The 17,106-nt window shown below is 40.1% G+C and carries 16 protein-coding genes and 1 pseudogene; 4 read left to right on the forward strand and 13 right to left on the reverse strand.

Annotated features, from left to right (window positions below; all coding sequences use genetic code 11):
- Window position 1 precedes the first annotated feature (1 nt).
- From V7K56_RS21445 to V7K56_RS21495, 11 genes and pseudogenes are all read right to left on the reverse strand, one after another.
- Window positions 2-451, reverse strand: coding sequence for a hypothetical protein (locus tag V7K56_RS21445; RefSeq protein WP_334913359.1), 450 nt, complete (start codon window positions 449-451; stop codon window positions 2-4).
- 38 nt (window positions 452-489) lie between these two features.
- Window positions 490-2,199 carry a thiamine pyrophosphate-binding protein gene (locus V7K56_RS21450; RefSeq protein WP_334913361.1) on the reverse strand — a complete coding sequence of 570 codons (1,710 nt, stop codon included), beginning with the start codon at window positions 2,197-2,199 and terminating at the stop codon, window positions 490-492.
- 32 nt (window positions 2,200-2,231) lie between these two features.
- Complete coding sequence (locus V7K56_RS21455) at window positions 2,232-3,059, reverse strand: type 1 glutamine amidotransferase domain-containing protein (RefSeq protein ID WP_334913363.1); 828 nt, start codon at window positions 3,057-3,059, stop codon at window positions 2,232-2,234.
- Window positions 3,060-3,096: 37 nt separating this feature from the next.
- The gene (locus tag V7K56_RS21460) at window positions 3,097-3,780 is read right to left on the reverse strand and encodes a DJ-1/PfpI family protein (protein WP_334913365.1); all 684 of its coding nucleotides are present in this window, start codon (window positions 3,778-3,780) and stop codon (window positions 3,097-3,099) included.
- Between the two features lie 608 nt (window positions 3,781-4,388).
- Window positions 4,389-5,288, reverse strand: coding sequence for a hypothetical protein (locus tag V7K56_RS21465; protein ID WP_334913367.1), 900 nt, complete (start codon window positions 5,286-5,288; stop codon window positions 4,389-4,391).
- A gap of 103 nt (window positions 5,289-5,391) precedes the next feature.
- Complete coding sequence (locus V7K56_RS21470) at window positions 5,392-6,003, reverse strand: FMN-dependent NADH-azoreductase (RefSeq protein ID WP_334913369.1); 612 nt, start codon at window positions 6,001-6,003, stop codon at window positions 5,392-5,394.
- A 204-nt stretch (window positions 6,004-6,207) separates the two neighbouring features.
- Window positions 6,208-7,806, reverse strand: a complete 1,599-nt coding sequence (locus tag V7K56_RS21475) for a GMC oxidoreductase (RefSeq protein WP_334913371.1) — start codon at window positions 7,804-7,806, stop codon at window positions 6,208-6,210.
- A 414-nt stretch (window positions 7,807-8,220) separates the two neighbouring features.
- Window positions 8,221-8,961, reverse strand: a complete 741-nt coding sequence (locus tag V7K56_RS21480) for a VOC family protein (RefSeq protein ID WP_334913373.1) — start codon at window positions 8,959-8,961, stop codon at window positions 8,221-8,223.
- Window positions 8,962-9,017: 56 nt separating this feature from the next.
- Window positions 9,018-9,647: a DJ-1/PfpI family protein gene (locus tag V7K56_RS21485; protein ID WP_334913375.1), complete on the reverse strand. Its 630-nt coding sequence runs from the start codon at window positions 9,645-9,647 to the stop codon at window positions 9,018-9,020.
- 92 nt (window positions 9,648-9,739) lie between these two features.
- Window positions 9,740-10,309, reverse strand: coding sequence for a hypothetical protein (locus V7K56_RS21490; protein WP_334913501.1), 570 nt, complete (start codon window positions 10,307-10,309; stop codon window positions 9,740-9,742).
- A 531-nt stretch (window positions 10,310-10,840) separates the two neighbouring features.
- Window positions 10,841-11,110, reverse strand: a pseudogene (locus tag V7K56_RS21495) (4-alpha-glucanotransferase); the annotation flags it as partial.
- 42 nt (window positions 11,111-11,152) lie between these two features.
- Between V7K56_RS21495 and V7K56_RS21500 the strand changes: the two are divergent.
- From V7K56_RS21500 to V7K56_RS21515, 4 genes are all read left to right on the forward strand, one after another.
- Complete coding sequence (locus V7K56_RS21500) at window positions 11,153-11,551, forward strand: SDR family oxidoreductase (RefSeq protein WP_334913377.1); 399 nt, start codon at window positions 11,153-11,155, stop codon at window positions 11,549-11,551.
- Window positions 11,552-11,616: 65 nt separating this feature from the next.
- Window positions 11,617-11,844 (forward strand): hypothetical protein, encoded by a 228-nt coding sequence (locus V7K56_RS21505; protein ID WP_334913503.1) that lies wholly within the window; start codon window positions 11,617-11,619, stop codon window positions 11,842-11,844.
- Between the two features lie 58 nt (window positions 11,845-11,902).
- Window positions 11,903-12,652, forward strand: coding sequence for an SDR family NAD(P)-dependent oxidoreductase (locus tag V7K56_RS21510; RefSeq protein WP_334913379.1), 750 nt, complete (start codon window positions 11,903-11,905; stop codon window positions 12,650-12,652).
- A 530-nt stretch (window positions 12,653-13,182) separates the two neighbouring features.
- On the forward strand, window positions 13,183-14,754 hold the full coding sequence (locus V7K56_RS21515) for a TrbI/VirB10 family protein (protein ID WP_334913381.1): 1,572 nt from the start codon (window positions 13,183-13,185) through the stop codon (window positions 14,752-14,754).
- A 245-nt stretch (window positions 14,755-14,999) separates the two neighbouring features.
- Here V7K56_RS21515 and V7K56_RS21520 read toward each other — a convergent pair whose 3' ends face one another.
- Entirely contained in the window at window positions 15,000-15,380 is a 381-nt protein-coding gene (locus V7K56_RS21520) for a hypothetical protein (protein WP_334913383.1), read from the reverse strand.
- Between the two features lie 392 nt (window positions 15,381-15,772).
- Window positions 15,773-17,083, reverse strand: a complete 1,311-nt coding sequence (gene glnT / locus V7K56_RS21525) for a type III glutamate--ammonia ligase (protein WP_334913385.1) — start codon at window positions 17,081-17,083, stop codon at window positions 15,773-15,775.
- Between the last annotated feature and the right edge of the window lie 23 nt (window positions 17,084-17,106).

The raw sequence follows: 17,106 nt of genomic DNA on the forward strand, positions 1-17,106 counted from the left end.
TTTAAAGACGTGCAGACCCTTCATAATAACTAAGTGAATCGACAATGTAGGTTGCAACTACTGGCTTACCCGTATTAGGCGATCGCTTGACGATCCAAGTTTGATAAGCGTCTAAAACAATGCGTTGACTTTTGGCTGCTGGTGGATTCCATACGCTAGCTTCCCATTTAACGATGACTTGAACATTCGCCTCTTCTCCTGAAAGCTGAACGCTGACTTGTTTTAAGGTATGCACTTCATCAAAGAAAATCCGGATAACGCGATCGTACCAATCTTTAAAGCCATCAAAACCATAAACTGTAGCTTCAGGAAAGCGCATTTCTAGATTTTCTTCAGCTAGAAAGGGAATATATTCTTCCAGGGGAGCGTGAACATCTAATTTTAAGTACCAATCTACTGCCAGTTGGTTAATTTCTGCAGCTGTTAGCGGTGCTACGTTAGTTAGTGTCATGATTTTTCTCCTTGTTAATAAGTAAAAAGTTCAGCTTACTATTGCCCACACTTGACGCCAATCTTTGTACCTACAATTTCATTTGTCAGTACCAAATCAATCAAAAATGGACCATTATGATTCAATGCTTTTTGGATAGCTGAGGCAATCCCATCTGGCTTCTCTACTCGAATAGCCTCAACTCCCAAAGACCTTGCTAACTCAGCGAAATCGATATTGGGGTTGCACAGGTTAAAAGAAGATGGGTAGTCGTGTTCTGGGATTTGCTGCTCACCCCAATAGTGTAAAATGTTGAGCTTCAGGATTTGATAGCTATGATTATTGCAGATCACAAATTTGGCATCTATATTGTGGTGCGCCGCAGTCCAGAGGGCTTGGATAGTATACATACTGCCGCCATCACCCGTGAACCCGACCACAGTTTTATCTGGATGAGCCAGCTTGACACCAATCGCTCCGGGAATACCCACACCTAGCGACCCGCCTCGTGTTTGGAAATAGTGTCCCAGTTTTGTCGGTGGTATATAGCGACAAAGTTCCGGAGAATTGGTAATGGCTTCATCAAAAATAATTGCATCTGCTGGCAAATGGTCAGCTAATTCCTCTGCAAAACGAGTCATATGCAGAGGTACTGAATCCCGAACCGCCTTGTCAGCTTCAAATCGAGCAGCCGATTCCTGCTTCTTGTCTTCAGCTATCCGAGTAGCCCTAAGAGAAGCTTCTTGCTTCTGTTCAGGTGTCATTGTTGACTCAAGAATGGTGCTTAGTTTGCTAAGGGTAGTTTTTGGATCGCCAAGTAGTCCAAGATCCACCGGAAAGTTCTTCGCTATTTCATAGGTATTCAAGTCAATGTGAATTACTTTGGCTGACGGAGCAAAAGCTCCAGACAGCGCCGGAAATACCTCTGGAAAAACGTAGGTTCCAGTAATCAATATCACGTCTGCTTGTGATGTAACGCGACGGCTATCATCGCCAAACATGTGACCCAGCAGCCCTCCGAACAGAGGATGTGTAGCACTCATGTTCGCTTCCGATGAATCTGCTCCCCAGACTTGTGCGCCGATGAGTTCGGCTACATCTGTCAATTCAGCCTGGGCATCGGAAAAAGCTACACCATCGCCCATAATAATCAGGGGATGTTTAGCGGCGGCCAATAAAGTTGCTGCTGTTGCCAGTTGGTCGGGTTCAGGGGCAACCCGTGTTACTGGAAAAGAAGTCTGAACAATCTCTTCATCATTAGGAGCATCAAGGATATCCATCGGTAGGGAGACGAATACCGGCCCCATAGGCGGCGTGGCAGCTATTTTGATGGCTCGGCGTAGCACACGTAATAAAGAAGAAGGATCTACGACCCTAGTTGCCCATTTTGTTACAGGCTTGGCGATGCTGACCAAATCTGCTGCCATTTGGGCATCCATAGCATCGTATCGGATACCAGCTTCGCCAGCTAGTACCACCAATGGTGCATGACCGCGCATGGCCTGGTAAATCATTCCTATGCCATTTCCTAAACCGACTCCGCTATGGAGTTGCACAATAGTAGGCTTTTTGGTGGCGCGGGCATAGCCATCGCCTGCACCTACTGCTATTGTCTCTTGCAATGCAAAGATATACTCAAATTCTGGATAATAGTCCTTTAACGCATCTAGGAACCCCTGCTCAACTGTGCCAGGGTTGCCAAACATATAGCGTATACCATCTGCCAGAAGTTGTTCGATGATTGCAAAGCGGCCATTTCTGTTAGCCATCAAAGGCTTTTTATTGCTCTGTTTAGTCAAGCTTACCATCCGTACCGCCTCAGTCCTTTATCTAAAACTTCCACCAACTTCTGACCAGTCGTATAAGAATCTGCGGTAGACCGACCTGTAACAAATGGATAATCGACAATCACAGAGATTTCTTTCCCAAAATTACCGTGATATGCTCCATCTGGGCCTGTGGCATCTTGGAGAATATACTCCAGAGGATAGGGAGGCGGTCCCATATTAATATCAGCCCCGACAAATCCTGTGCCATCTTTGTAATCATATTCTTTGCAATGACCTGTAACGTGCTTACCCCAAATAATGCTTTTGCGGTCTGCTAGGTCACGAGCAAAGGCCAGACAAGTTACACCGTAGCATTCTGCTGCGATCGCCTTACCCTTTTTGTAAAAGCTGAGGATCAGGTCGTGAACCCGATGGTTATTGACTAAATCAACGATTGGGCCACTACCACCCACTATTAAAAGAGCATCGTATTGTTCCAAATCCGGCTGTATTTTGTCGAGCGCATTGTTGTATACTTCCATTTCTCGAAGAAATTTTTCTGCACTCCAGTAAGGGCGATCGGGCAACCATTGTGACAGGATGATTGGGTTGTCCAATCGTGGATTACTAGGATCTTCCAACTGCTTGACTTTTTCAGCCATCTCTTCGGATACAACTGTCCGACCTAAAGGTGGGTCGATATAAGTAGGGTCCATGCTCGGAGGAAGGGCTACTGGTCTTTTCCCTGTTGGAGTTGCAAAGTCAACTTGATATCCCGCAGCATCAAAAGTTTCTAGGGGGCCTATTAGTTCTTCACCCCAATAACCATATTCAGATAAAATTATTAGAATCTTCTTCACAATGATTGTCTCCTAGTAATGAATTTATTTTCGATAGTTAGCTTACAGCTCTAAGTGTTGAAACAGAGGCGGTAGGCCTTCTGGTTGAGAAACGATTGGTACCAATAGATATTTGTTGGATTTGTTCGGTAATCGCATCAATGAATGGTTCAACCTCGTGTTTTGAGCGACCAGTAATCAGGTCGCCGTCCACCACAACACCTGTAGGTGATGTTGTGTAAACTGCGCCAGCATTGATAATATCTGCAAGAACTACTTCATGACAGATAACTTTTCGACCTTTGAGTAACTCAGGTATCGGTGTCAGTATCCACAGACCGTGGCAAAGTGCGCCTTTAATAATTCTAGGATTTGCCATTGCCTTAGCATAAAACTGTACAGCCGGTGAAGTGCGAACTTGTTCGGTATTGACTGGCTGACCTATTGGTGGCTCAAAGTAACGCAGACGCACGCTAGTATAATTAGCAGACATAATTACAGCTGCGTAGTCGTTAACATCTACGTTTTGAAAATCAATGTTTACATCTATTGTTCGAGTTGTATTGCCCGTATCTTCATTACTAAAGAAGCGAACGCTGGGATTGTCCCAGAGGCGGGACATCAGATGTACCGTTGCTTTAAGTTCTGAGAAGCGTTTTTGATATGCTTCAATTTCTTCAGGGATGAACTCACTTTCTACAAGAATTGCGATTTTTTTTCCACCAAGGGATCTAGGTATCATACTGGTTCAATATTTTTAGGATAGCTCAATTTTTAATTTGGAATATACGTAACTTTCTCTTAAGCCTTTAACGATAAAATTAAAATTGAAAAATATAACTACAAAGGTTAATTATTACAGATAATTTTTATTATATGTTTACTGACCTTTATAAAAAATAACAAATAAAAAACAAAGTCACAATGGTTAATTTTCCGCTCCAAGGTTGGATTTTTTGATAATGACGGCTCAACAAATAATTTGAGTTTAGACTAGTTTTCGGTGCGAAACTAAATTTCCAAAAAATAAGGATACGGATTTAAGATGTTTCCAGGAACTAAAACCAAGGTTTTTAGGCTTTATAGAATGAGCCTTCTGAGTTTCGCACCGGTAACTAGACTAAAGAGTTAAGGTAAAAAAAAGGAGTCTGATTGAATACAGTCTCCCAAGTGGCAGAAGCTACTCCCTTCCCGCGACAAGATTACCTATTTATTTGTCATCTCTTCCTTGACGGTTTGTAAAAAAAGTTTAGGTATTTTGATGGCGAGAAAGGAGTAACAGAAGAACAACCAATTGTTACCTGTCAGCATGAAACATTCCAAACTTGAAAAATTTTGCACGTATTAGGATCAATTCATAACCTTATACAATAGCCGCGAAACCGTACTTAAAGAAATGAACGCTAGTAGACCTAACGTATAAGAAGGTTCCGGAACGGGTTTGGGGGCGGCGATAGTGGATCGTATTTCGTCAACCAATAGTCCAGAGGGGTTTCCGTTGTCACTTACATTTACAACCCCTAATCCCAATGTAAATATTCCAGAGGTTGGTATTAAGGTAGAAAAAGTCTTATATCCAGTTTCTTGTCTGAAGAAAGAAGAAGGATTGAAACTTGAGAATGTGTCAGCCAGTTTGATTATAGATGGCTGATTGGTTGTGGATGGCTCAAGCACGGCGAAGGCAAAATCATTAAAATTAGGGCTTGCTTTATCCTCATCTGTCAAAAAATTATAACGAAAAGAAACAGTCTCGCCAGCTTGTGCTGTGAATGTTTGTTTGATGGCGGAAGCATTTATAGCATCGCCATTTCCAAGACTACTTAGGCTTCCAGATGCTAAACCTAAAAAGGGTTCTAAGTTTGAAATAGGAACTGAGTCAATTCCTGAGATATTAAAAAGAGCACCATCAACCGATGTAGTTGATAGGAGAGCATGATTATCTCCCTCTACTAAATCGGTTCCAAAATTAGCCTTTTGAATACTAGTGTCACCTATTGTGCTGTATCCACTAAAATCGCCGGTCTCAAAACTCCCGTTGATGACTGCAGCATGACATAGACGAGCGCCATAAAGACTTGATAAACTACTCAGGCTAACTATTACTACTCTCACAATTGAATGCTTCAGAATTTTAGAGATAAACATAGAGTATGAGAATCTTTTTAAATTGGTGATTAGGGAAAGGGCATTGTCATACCAAGTTACGTTCTGTTGTAGTAATTTATCGTAAAGGAGATTGCTTCGCTTCACTTTGTTTCGCTCGCAATCATAGGTACTACCTTTGATAGCAACTCGGTATCAGTTGATAATGCCGTTTTTGCAACGGAATACTAAAAGCTATTTCAGTCCTTGATTACCAACTGGCTAGTATGTCCTTTATCGCTACACCAGCCCTAGCCAAAGACTGAGTACGAGAGTCTTCGCCCAAGTTAATACCTTCAGCATTGATAAACCTAATATCTGTTATGCCAATAAACCCAAAAATGGCACGCAGGAAAGGCTCTTGAAAATCATAAGTAGCCCATTTTGAATCTTGTTGATAACTGAAACCTCGGGCAGTAATGATTAGCATCTTTTTGCCCTCAACTAATCCTTTACCATCCATTGTAAAGGTGCGCCTAACTCGAACTATTTGATCAATGTAAGCCTTGAATGTAGACGGCACATTAAAGTTGTGCATCGGGATGGCGAAGACATAACAATCAGCCGCTAACAACTCATCTACCAAACTGTCAGAGGTCTTGAGCACTTCATTGAGTTCAGGCGTGCGTGCTTCTGGTGGCGTATAGGCAGCGGCAATCCATGATTCATCTACATGAGGAACTGGGTGATGGCCTAAATCTCGATAGGTGACGGTATCCTGAGGATGAGCAGTTTTCCAAGCTGTGATGAACTCATACGAGAGCGTCCGTGAATGAGAGCGTTCAGCACGAGGGCTAGAGTCAATGTGGAGAATATGTACCATTAATCAATCTCTTTTGGTTGTAAATAATAATTAATTCAGATCTGCTATAAAACTCATATTTGATTTCTGAAAAACCAAATTGGTTATAGGCTTGCCATACAAAGGTTTATTTCTCAGTATACTTAGCAAGATTCAAGTACGATTCCTATATAACCTTTCCTAAGCAACTGAGGTGCACGTTTACGGGACATGAAAATTAGTAGGTTAAGAAATATCTGCAATAATTCGATCCATACAGCGTTCTGCTAAGGCTGCAATGGTAAAGGCAGGATTTGCACATGCTGAAGAGCCAGGAATGAGAGAACCATCGACGATATAAAGCCCTTGATAATTAATTACCCGTCCATAAAGATCACAAACTTTTCCTAGTACCGCTCCTCCCAATGGATGAGGAGTCGTAGCTGCACTCGCTTTGGATTTAGGCCGCTGCATACCTAAAATAGTTTCTGTCTGAGGATGGTGGGTAGAGTTGGCATTTTTCCGGTCAAGAATATTGTAGGTGAACGCTGCTGTATGTAGGATTTTTTTTACTGCTAAAGATTCACTAGGCCAATTTAGCTTAACTGAATCTGTAGCCCAATTATATTCAAAACTACCTGATGTTTCAGGTATCACCATACCAAGAGATGTTAAAGTTCCGTCAGGAGCATTCCATGTTGCATAAGATTCAAGGGAGATTGGTCCGAGAGGATTATCGAAGTGTTCAATAAGACCAGAACCAGTCCCACCTTGACCAGGATTTGTAGGTTTTGCTAAACCTGAACGACTACCAAGATTGTCTCCATTTCCTGCCCAACCTTGACCAACATAGTTGTTTAACCTAGACAGTGTACCTGTTGCTTTAGCCTTTACCAAAAGTTTAGAAGTTCCCATTGAACCAGCTGCAAGGAACAAATAGCGACAGGTAATAGATTTGCTATTAATAATTTGTCCAGACTCATTAATCTGATTGCAGAAAACACGATAACCATGACCAGTAACTTCTGTAATTTCTGTGACTATATGTAGAGGCATAATTTCTACATTTCCAGTCTGTTCTGCTTGAGGTAAGTAGTTCTTATCTAAACTATTTTTAGCTCCACTATTGAGACCAGTCCAGTCTTCACCAATGATAGCAGAAGGCACTTTTTCTCCATTTATTTCTTGACGAATTATATTCCAGTCAAGTGCCATGTCTATCAACCGATTAGGTAATCCTGCAACAGTTGCTTGCTCAAGAAATATTCGTGTTGATAGATAGTAACTAGTAGCTAAGATATCTTGAGGTAGCAGGGCTAACTTCACGATTGAACGAACACGAGGAAAGTAAATTTTATCTAACTCATCATAGTCAATTGAATGAGGAAAAACGCGATAAAATAGTTCACGAGAGGGCTGATACATCATACCATTGTAGACTAACGACCCGCCTCCAACTCCAGCGCCACACAAAACAGAAATTCCATTTTCATCTAGACGTTCTAAAATTCCTGTATATACATCTATGGGTACTGGGTCGTATACCACTGTTGTGGGATTGAGCCAAGCGGAACGACCATCAGGATTACGGTAAGTAGCAAAAGTATTTTGAGCAGATGTAATAGGCCAACGACGACCTCGCTCTAGCACTAACGTTTTGATACCGGCTTTCCCTAAACGCAGAGCTGCAACCGCCCCACCAAAACCACTACCGACAACTATAGCTTCTACAGACTCATCACTAGCACTAACAAAACGAGTACGAGCTATTGAGGCTGCTAAACTAGCAGAGAATAAAGCAGTAGTTTGAAGAAAGCGACGCCGTCCAGAAAACTTATAAACCATAGATATCATTCCTTATGATTAACTAATTCTTAAACCTCAATAGCGAATGGCGTTTTCTTAGAGAATGTTTGTAAGGTATCCATTCATAATATCGGCGTTACTGAATCATGGGATGATTTCGCCCAATTTAGAACAAATTTCAATAGTTTCAACCACCAATTCCTCATGCATTTATGCAGCACCATAATATCAAGTCCAGTCAAATAGTATTTAAAAATCTCAGTGTGCAATCGCAAATACCTAAACTTGTGACGATTTAACTTTTTCTGAGAGTAGAGAAAGCCGAACAACGTTATACAAACTGTTAAGATCGAGTTAAAAGGCGTGAGTACTAAATAAGTTACCTGTTATTACTGATGGTCTCAAGTAGCATTTTAATCAACACTAATTAACTAGACTTGTATTACTAGCTCATCAACAAATAATTAATTCTGATAATTTTGCTTTATTGAAATCTTCTTTGGCATTTTCAAAAAGGACTTTAGCTTTTCTAGTCACTTGGTTAAATTCTAGTTGTTCTCCATTAGGGCCTTTAAAATAAAGCAGCGTCCATCCATCAAAATCGCCAACAGAATTGTCGGAAGTATCTATAAATTTGCAAGAATTATACTTCAGATCACTGCTTTTTCTTTCATCTTCTGAAGGGACTCGAATTGTTCTATTAAAACGAACATTATTTAGCCCACGCTGTTGACACTCCTCTTCAAATTTTCGTGCAAAATCATTTACATCAATGTTATCTTGCAGATGAAAAGCTATGTGCATCGAATTAACAAAGGCAGGGCTAGAATTAGGATTTTTCGCTGTAAAGGTTTTACCAGATGAAGCATCAGTATAATGAAGGAGTTCAATTACAACGTTATCAAATTGAACAAAATAAACATTTAGATTATTCTCACCATTTCTTAGGTTAGGGATACCAATAGTTTTTGGATACTCAATACCTAATTGAAGTGCATCAAGCTCCTCTTTCTGAAGGAGAGTGTTGTGTATGGTATCACCCGAAAGACCAGTTCCTTTAACAATTAGTCTTCCTCCTAACACTTCAGTATAAAATTCGAGGGATTTTTCTATGTTCTCAACTGTTACCCCAATATGATTGACACCTTTCAACAAGTTACCGAAGCCAGATGTAACCTTTTGCTTACCTTGCATAATTACCTCTTTTTTTTCTAGATATTAACTGTACTCTGATACATATTATTTAATGATTACTTTCCCTCTCCTACTTTCTGCATTTTTTCCTGCTTTTCAATCTCCGCTATAAAAACTTCTAGAAATTTATCCACGACTCCAGGATGTTTGCCTGAAATCAGGTTACCATCTACAACTAATTCAACAGTCACATCCTGGTCATATATAACTTCACCACCAGCATTCTCAACATCACAAATAATGTTATGAGCACAAGTAACTTTGCGACCTTTAATTAAATCTGAATCAGCGCATAATAGCCACAAACTATGACAGATTGTTCCTATTTTCAAACCTGATGTTTGTAAAGCTTTTCTAAGAAATATAACTGCCGGAGCTTGATTTTTCTGTCCTTTATTTACAGAAACTTGATATCTTAGACGATCCATAGCATAAGCACCAATTAGAATGATGCCTTTATAGTCAGATGGGTCGATGTTGTTGACTTCTGTAGTTACAATGATATGTTCTTCGACTTCATCATTATCAGGATTTGAGCCGAATTTTAATTGTGGATTACCCCACAAATGAGAAATATAATCTACTTCATAACCTTGTTTAGGGAAGTACTCGTTAAACTTTCGATATTCTGTTTGATCAAAATGCTCTTCAATGAGTACACCAATTTTACCTTTATAATTAACCATCACGCTCTGCTACCTTCTTAATTACTCATCTCTCTCAAACTATTTTCGAGCTTCACAACCACATTCTGTGTGCTTTATACTCTTTTATATTATTAAGTTGTGGTTATCAAATTCAGCAGTTTCTCTGGGGCAAAAACATCACGGTAGAAAGTTAGTTGCTCAGTTTTGAGGTAACAAGCACCTCTATGACCACGTCGAACCCAGGTTACATTTCCCTTAGCAATAGTTTCGTTGGTTTCATCGTCTACACACTTCCATTCAAAGTAGGTAAATTCTCCATGAAATATAACGATTGGCCAGCACATAATTACTCCTGGTTGAGCAATTAATGCCCACCAATGTTGCTCTCGTAATTTTTGTTGTTCTAAGCCGTAATAAGGACCATCTTGGCATAAATAAACGAGGTCATTACGATATTCATGGGTTAATATATCACCTCTTCCTTGCCTTAATGCTTCGCAATGAGTAGGCCACCACTCCTTATTCTCTTGTTCAATTTGTTGCAATGTGTAATAAGAGTCTATTTGTGGTAATATCTTTTCTTTTTTTGCCACATAGTTTTCGGCATCATTGATGAGTTTTTTCGCTACATCAGAAGTAACGAGTTCTGGTTTTGAATAATCAGCTGACAAATCTTTGTAGTAATTAGTTCGGGTTTTCATATTAATCATTGTAGTATTTTGAAGCCAATTTCGAGAAACATTCATACTAGAATTCCCACTTGAATTACAGTATGAATGAAATGACGTGCTGTTTAAAGGGTTGAAATTTCGGATCAAGGTTGCATTTTTTTGATTTATTAAAGATGTAAGTTTTTAATTAGTAAACCAAAAAGTTTTTCTGAAAGTGCGATCACTTTTTGAAGAAAAACTTTTTGGTTCAGTGGTAATTGATAATGACGCTCCTTCTCTAAAAGATACTACGCGAACGTAATTCGTGAGAGGTTAAGACAAAATCATTCTTGTCAACTAGTAATCATACTGAAGCCTGGGCAAAATATTGAGTATAAAATTAATTTTTATACTGGAGTACTGGATTTTGAGGCAAGAAGGAATCTTTTAAATATGACGTGATCGTTAGCCCAAAAATTCTGTTGACTAACCCGATTTTCAGTATAATTTTAAGTAGTATTACTTATTGATAAAAGCTCTATACCCTTAACCTCTCACTGATGCTTGACGCTCAATTACGAATTATTCGCTTGCCCTTTCATCAGTTTCAGTCATTGTTCTGAGGCGATCGCCAACCTCTGGCGTTAAAGCTGCGGACTGATATCGCCAACGCCAACTACCTACAGTTTTGCCAGGAAAATTTATCCGAGCTTCGCTGGCCAATCCCAAAACGTCCTGTAGAGGAATAATCGCCTGATTAGCTACAGAACTCAGTGCCAATCGAATCAAATCCCAGTGGATTCTAGACTTACTATTACAACCCAAATAACGCAAGACTTGTTCTCTTTGTGTGGGTAATAATTGCTTGAACCAGCCAACTGTCGTGTCATTATCATGAGTACCCGTATTAGTGGTAGGATCGGCGAGGCAGTTGCCAAGGAGTTAGACGCAGCAGGTGCCAATCTAGTACTCACAGCGCGATCGCAAGATAAACTTGAACACCTAGCCTCTAAACTACAAAACGCCAAAGTCGTTTCTGGTGAGATTACAAACCCCGAATTGCCACAAAAATTGGTAGATTTTGCTATCCAAACTTTTGGTCAACTTGACGTGGTTTTCAACAATGCAGGCGTGATGACTGTAGGTCCGATTGAAGCTGTTGATATCGAAGCCATCTGCCAGATGGTTAGAGTCAATGTGGAATCTGCTTATAGAATAGCTTACACAGCATTGAAACACTTTAAGCAGTCCGGCAGGGGATTTTTAATCAATACTTCAAGTATGCTGGGCTAAAAACAACCCCCTAATTAGGCGCTTACTGCGGTACTAAATCTGCCATTGAGGCCTTTACGGATTCTCTGCGCGTAGAACTCGCAGGAACCGACATTCGTGTATCAAGTATCGCTCCAGGTACTGTGGATACAGGCTTATACGAGAAGTGGGGTGAGGAACAAAAGAATTTCGTCTATTCCGGAGGTGTACTGCAATCAGCAGACATCGCCCATTGCGTTCGTTTCATTTTAGAACAGCCAGGTAACGTCCTGATTCCCCGGCTTTTGCTAGTTCCAGCCGCTGAACCAGTATAAAGTTATGGCAAGTATGTCTTAATTTACACTCTTGTAAAAGGATACAAAGGATACGATCATGAGTACAGAAAAAAGAGTTGCAGTGATTACAGGAAGCTACAAAGGTCTTGGTTTTGAGATTGCTAAAAAATTAGCAAATCTTGACAATATTCAAGTGATTATAACTGGCCGCGATAAAGCAAAAGGATTGGAAGCTCGCGAAAAATTGGTCCTGCAAGGTCAGGAAATAGACTATTTACCTCTTGATGTCACTGATGACAGAAGTGTTGAAGACTTTGTAGCTGCATTACGCAAACAGTATGGGCGAGTAGACATCTTAGTTAATAATGCAGGAGTAAACCCTGCAAAAGAACCTGAAGAAAGCAGTCTTCTTACTGCTAAATTAGATACAGTTATCTCAACATTTACAGTTAATACTGTTGGTCCTTTGCGTGTGTCTCAAGCACTAATTCCTCTGATGAAAGAGCGTAATTATGGGTGCATTGTTAATGTATCCACTGAAATGGCATCCTTGAATTTTATCAGTAATGATTTTTATCCCCTTGCTCCCTCATATCGGCTGTCAAAAATTGGTTTAAATGGAGTGGCTTCTCTATTGGCAAAGGAGTTGCAGGGCACTAATATTTTAGTCAATAACTATTCTCCTGGATGGATGAAAACTGATATTGGAGGAGCAGATGCGCCCTTGACCGCAGAAGAAGGTGCAGAAACAGCTGTTTATTTAGCTACACTACCAGATGGAGGTTCTCAAGGGGGCTTTTTTGCAGAGATGAGAAAGTTTGGTGGACCCTTTCCTTTGCCTTGGTAACAGTTACTTCAGGATAATGTGAGTTAATAGGGAATAATATCAAGCCCGAATTAATACTTAATCTTGAAGTTTAGATGTATGTAAATAAAGCCTGCCGGAAGCAGGCTTTTAAGCATTAGTAATACTCCAAACAAAAACTTGATTCAAATGTGTTTTGTTCACAAAATATCAAATTCAGCTAACTGATAATATTAAAACCTTGTATAGCAGGAGGCAGAGGGCAGGAGGCAGGAGGTAAAACTATTGCTAACTCTAGCATTCACTCCATCCTTATGTTCTAACCTGTGTGACTACGGCTATATATAAAATATAGTTTGCTCAATCAAGTATAGAAATTCAAAAAAATTCGCGAACAACGAGATTCCCTACTTATTAGATAATTCACGTATCTAAACCTTGCGATTTTATAAAAATAAATAGGATTAGTAGATGATTATGTAAGTTAATAAAGTGAATTTTAAAATATTAATATAAAAAAATTATAAGTTTGAGAATAAGAATTATTAAAAAAATGAAAACTCAGTTATACAATGACTCAATATTCAATTTCTTCAAAAACTTCTGCACAAAATCTATATACTCTAACCTCGGATGAACCTCCACTAGAAGTAGACTCTTTAGATTGGGAATTACGAATGGTGAGGTTGGTTGGCTTTGGAGAAGAATTTCCTGCTGTTGAAGCCCTAGCTTTAAAAGATTTTACTACTTTAGAGCAGTCAGTTTCGGAAGCACAAGAAGTTCAAACTAAACAATCCCTCTCATCTAACCCTTTTGCTAAATTAGGCTTAGTGGGGGGAACTGCTACCTTAGCTATAGTTTTGTTGGTGAGCGGGTTTTTATCCCAGCTGATGAGCACTAGCAGTCAAAAGCCAAAAAATAATATTGTTGTCTCACAAGAGCGATCGCAACTAACTCCTGCATCCAGTCCTCAAGGGCTAGAAGGAGAAATAGAAGTTCTGAAAACTAAATTAGCCCTGACTGAACAAGCAGAATTGATCAAAGCCACACAACAAAACCTTGAAAGTAAAAAATTAAAACCTCATCAGCTTGTAGTCACTTTAAATGTAGAATCGTCAGGTGATAGAAATAAACAGCCAATTAAACTGCAAAGAACACCAACACCTATACAAAGAGTTTCTCGGTCTGGGATAGCCACAGTTAAACGAGTACCTCAACCTTTACAGCTGTCATCTGTAAAGCCAGACACTCAATCAGTGGTTAATTTTACTCCACCACCCACACCAAACCCAATCAAAGAATGGACAAGGTTAGCAAAGCTAGGTAGCTATGGTCAGGTAAATTTTACTGGTAAACCAAATAGTAGAATTACTAATTATGCAGATAAACAAAATACACAAGTGGCGCGACAGATACCGAATTTTCATGCTAACCGAATCCAATCACGGACAACTTATATGGCGAGCCAAGTACAATCACCAAATTCAAAATTGGTAGCAGTGGGAACTACCGCTAAAGCTATATTAGCAACAGCTATATTTGGGGAAACTACTAAAGCAAAGAGTAACAAAAATCAAGACGGAAACAAAAACGTATTTGTTGTGCGTTTAAAACAACCATTAAAATCTGTAGATGGTGCGACCGCTTTACCTGCTAACACAGAGTTATTAACTGAAGTTCGTTCTATTTACCAACAGGGTTTACTAAAGCTGGATGTAGTGAAAGTCATTGTGCAAAATAATCGCATCCTTACAGAAAAAAGCTTACCGCAAAATGCTATGATTATTCGCGCTCCCCAAGGTAAACCTTTAATAGCAAACCAATTTCCCAATCAAGGATCATCCATTGCTGGGATGGATGTAGGAGTATTTTTCTTAGGTGCTGCTGGTAAAGCAGGAGAGTTATACAATCGTACTGATTCCCAAATTACTATAACTAGCAACAGCACAGAATATACCACTAATAACTCTAGAGGCAACATCTTAGCAGGTTTGGTAGAAGGCGGGATAAACACTATAGTTCCCCAAATTTCCCAGCGAAATCAACAGGCTATCTCTCAAATAAGGATGCAACGTACTAATATTTGGTTTTTGCACGCAGGTAAAGATATTGAAATATATATCAATCAAGCCATGCAGTTTTAGATTTTAGATTTTCTTTACGAATCGGCTCTTACTTTATTATCAACAATAAACATCTCAAACTCCTATAATTACGACGTTAAACAAGCACTCCAATTTCATCATGCGATCGCGTCAAGAATTACTTAGTACCCTTACAATTGATGAAAGGTGGGGCGTAATGCTGGAGTTCGAGGACGTTTACCCAGGCAAATTTGCTCAACTGCTTGTCGATGCGCCCCAATGGGTGGAGTAGATGGGGTAATGTATCAAGCTTTTTGCTCGTGGTATTCAGAAATATGTTCATAAGTTTCCTCAGGGAACTGTAAGTCTTTGTAGACATTACAAGCATCTGGGTCATCGGCATTAGGGCAAATGATAAAATCTTGCTGTGATTGCCATTGAAGAACGCGTTCTCGTCGAGGGGGATTATAATCTTTACCCTGCACTTGTAGATACATTGAACGCGCTTGTTCAGAGCTGAAGTTTTTGTCTTTTTGAAGATAATCAATTAATTCAGATTCACTTAAAAAATGACGCGCCACCATTGCAAATACTAACCTTCCGTAATGACCAATATCTTGACCTGCGTCAAGAGAATCAAGCAGGTGTGCCATCATGTCGTTTTTTCGTAGTTCTTCAATTGCCATTTGCTGTCGGTTCCTTTATTTCAATTGTCGAGACAGATTTAAATACATTCCTCTTTATATAATATATATGTACTAATAAAATGAGTTATCTCTAATGACTGAATATAAATATGCATTTAGAGCGACTTCTCAACTCGACTTCATCGATATTTTTAGAATGTGATCGCTGACCATGTGATTGAGCAAGCGCGGTTGGTTGGAGTATATGAGTGCTAACATCTGTACAGTTTATTACATCATTCTAGAAATCCAAGTCAGGTGCAAGCATGGGGGAGATGAGAAACAATTACGACACCGCAAGAGCAGAAAAACATTGAGCTTGTAGCTGAAGGTTAAATTTTCCATAATCTACTTGCGCTTGGTGTATATCGCTTTCAATTAAATCTCTATAGTTAGCAATCTAACGTATTTTCCAGTTCCCAAGGAGTGATGCAGGTACTGTATTCATTCCATTGTTGGTGCTTCAATTTTAAATAAGCTGCTGTTAATCGTTCTCCAAGGCTTTGGGGTAGAACTGTGTCTGCTTTTAAGCAGCGTAATGCATCTAATAAGTTTGTCGGCAGCTGTTTTACCTGACCAAGGGGAAGCGGATCTGTATAGCTATTATTGTCATAACGTGGCTCAGAATTGCGCTTTTGGACAATTCCATCCAGTCCGGCGGCGATGAGTGCAGCAGGTAGTAGGTAGGGATTAGCCGCACCGTCAGCAAGACGAAACTCAAAGCGTCCAGCATCAGGAATGCGGATAGCATGAGTGCGGTTATTGCCACTGTAGGTAATGGTGCTAGGGGCCCAAGTTGCCCCAGAAGTAGTCACTGGTGCGTTAATTCGTTTGTAGGAATTGATTGTAGGATTGGAAAAAGCACACAGCGCCTCGGCAGAATGCAACACGCCTGCAATGAACTGGTAAGCTAAAGGCGAAAGTCCGAGTTCTCCTTGCTCTTGGTGAAAGAGATTTACTTTACCTGCTGCATCCCAAATAGACAAATGAGTGTGGCAACCGTTACCAGTCAAATGGGGGAAAGGCTTGGGCATGAAGGTAGCACGCAACCCGTGCTTTTCGGCAATTGTTTTGACCATATATTTAAAGAAGGCATGACGGTCTGCGGTGACAAGGGCATCGGCATACATCCAATTCATCTCAAACTGACCGTTTGCGTCTTCATGGTCGTTTTGGTAAGCACCCCAACCAAATGTCAACATGGCATCGCAGATTTCGCGAATTACTTCATAGCGGCGCATCAGGGCTTGTTGATCGTAGCAGGGTTTGCTTTGGCGACCGCGCAAATCAGATATACTGTTACCATCTGGTGAAAGCAGAAAAAACTCACATTCTACTCCTGTGCAAACGCTATAGCCTAACTCAAGGGCTTGTTTGAGGACGCGCTTTAATACAAGTCTGGGGGTTTGTTCTATGGGTTGTCCATTCATAGTGTAGAGATCCGCAGGCATCCAGGCAACTTCAGTCTCCCAAGGTAATTGAAATAGACTAATCGGGTCAGGTATCGCTAAAATATCTGGGTCTGCTGGAGTCATATCTAGCCAAGCCGCAAATCCGGCAAATCCTGCACCATTAGCTGCCATGCTATCAATGCTTGCAGCAGGCACAAGTTTTGCTCGTTGTACCCCAAACAAATCTGTGAATGAAATTAAAAAATAACGGATACTTTTTTGGCGGGCAATTTCAGAAAGTGAGTTAGTCAAGTTGCTTTGCTCCAATTAAAAAT

The sequence above is a fragment of the Nostoc sp. genome (assembly GCF_036917535.1).
Taxonomy (GTDB): domain Bacteria; phylum Cyanobacteriota; class Cyanobacteriia; order Cyanobacteriales; family Nostocaceae; genus Nostoc.

Coding starts and splice junctions, on each gene's coding strand:
- V7K56_RS21445 (WP_334913359.1), bottom strand. CDS start 451: ATGACACTAACTAACGTAGCACCGCTAACAGCTGCAGAAATTAACCAA.
- V7K56_RS21450 (WP_334913361.1), bottom strand. CDS start 2,199: ATGGCTAACAGAAATGGCCGCTTTGCAATCATCGAACAACTTCTGGCA.
- V7K56_RS21460 (WP_334913365.1), bottom strand. CDS start 3,780: ATGATACCTAGATCCCTTGGTGGAAAAAAAATCGCAATTCTTGTAGAA.
- V7K56_RS21470 (WP_334913369.1), bottom strand. CDS start 6,003: ATGGTACATATTCTCCACATTGACTCTAGCCCTCGTGCTGAACGCTCT.
- V7K56_RS21475 (WP_334913371.1), bottom strand. CDS start 7,806: ATGGTTTATAAGTTTTCTGGACGGCGTCGCTTTCTTCAAACTACTGCT.
- V7K56_RS21480 (WP_334913373.1), bottom strand. CDS start 8,961: ATGCAAGGTAAGCAAAAGGTTACATCTGGCTTCGGTAACTTGTTGAAA.
- V7K56_RS21485 (WP_334913375.1), bottom strand. CDS start 9,647: ATGGTTAATTATAAAGGTAAAATTGGTGTACTCATTGAAGAGCATTTT.
- V7K56_RS21490 (WP_334913501.1), bottom strand. CDS start 10,309: ATGAAAACCCGAACTAATTACTACAAAGATTTGTCAGCTGATTATTCA.
- V7K56_RS21500 (WP_334913377.1), top strand. CDS start 11,153: ATGAGTACCCGTATTAGTGGTAGGATCGGCGAGGCAGTTGCCAAGGAG.
- V7K56_RS21510 (WP_334913379.1), top strand. CDS start 11,903: ATGAGTACAGAAAAAAGAGTTGCAGTGATTACAGGAAGCTACAAAGGT.
- V7K56_RS21515 (WP_334913381.1), top strand. CDS start 13,183: ATGACTCAATATTCAATTTCTTCAAAAACTTCTGCACAAAATCTATAT.
- V7K56_RS21520 (WP_334913383.1), bottom strand. CDS start 15,380: ATGGCAATTGAAGAACTACGAAAAAACGACATGATGGCACACCTGCTT.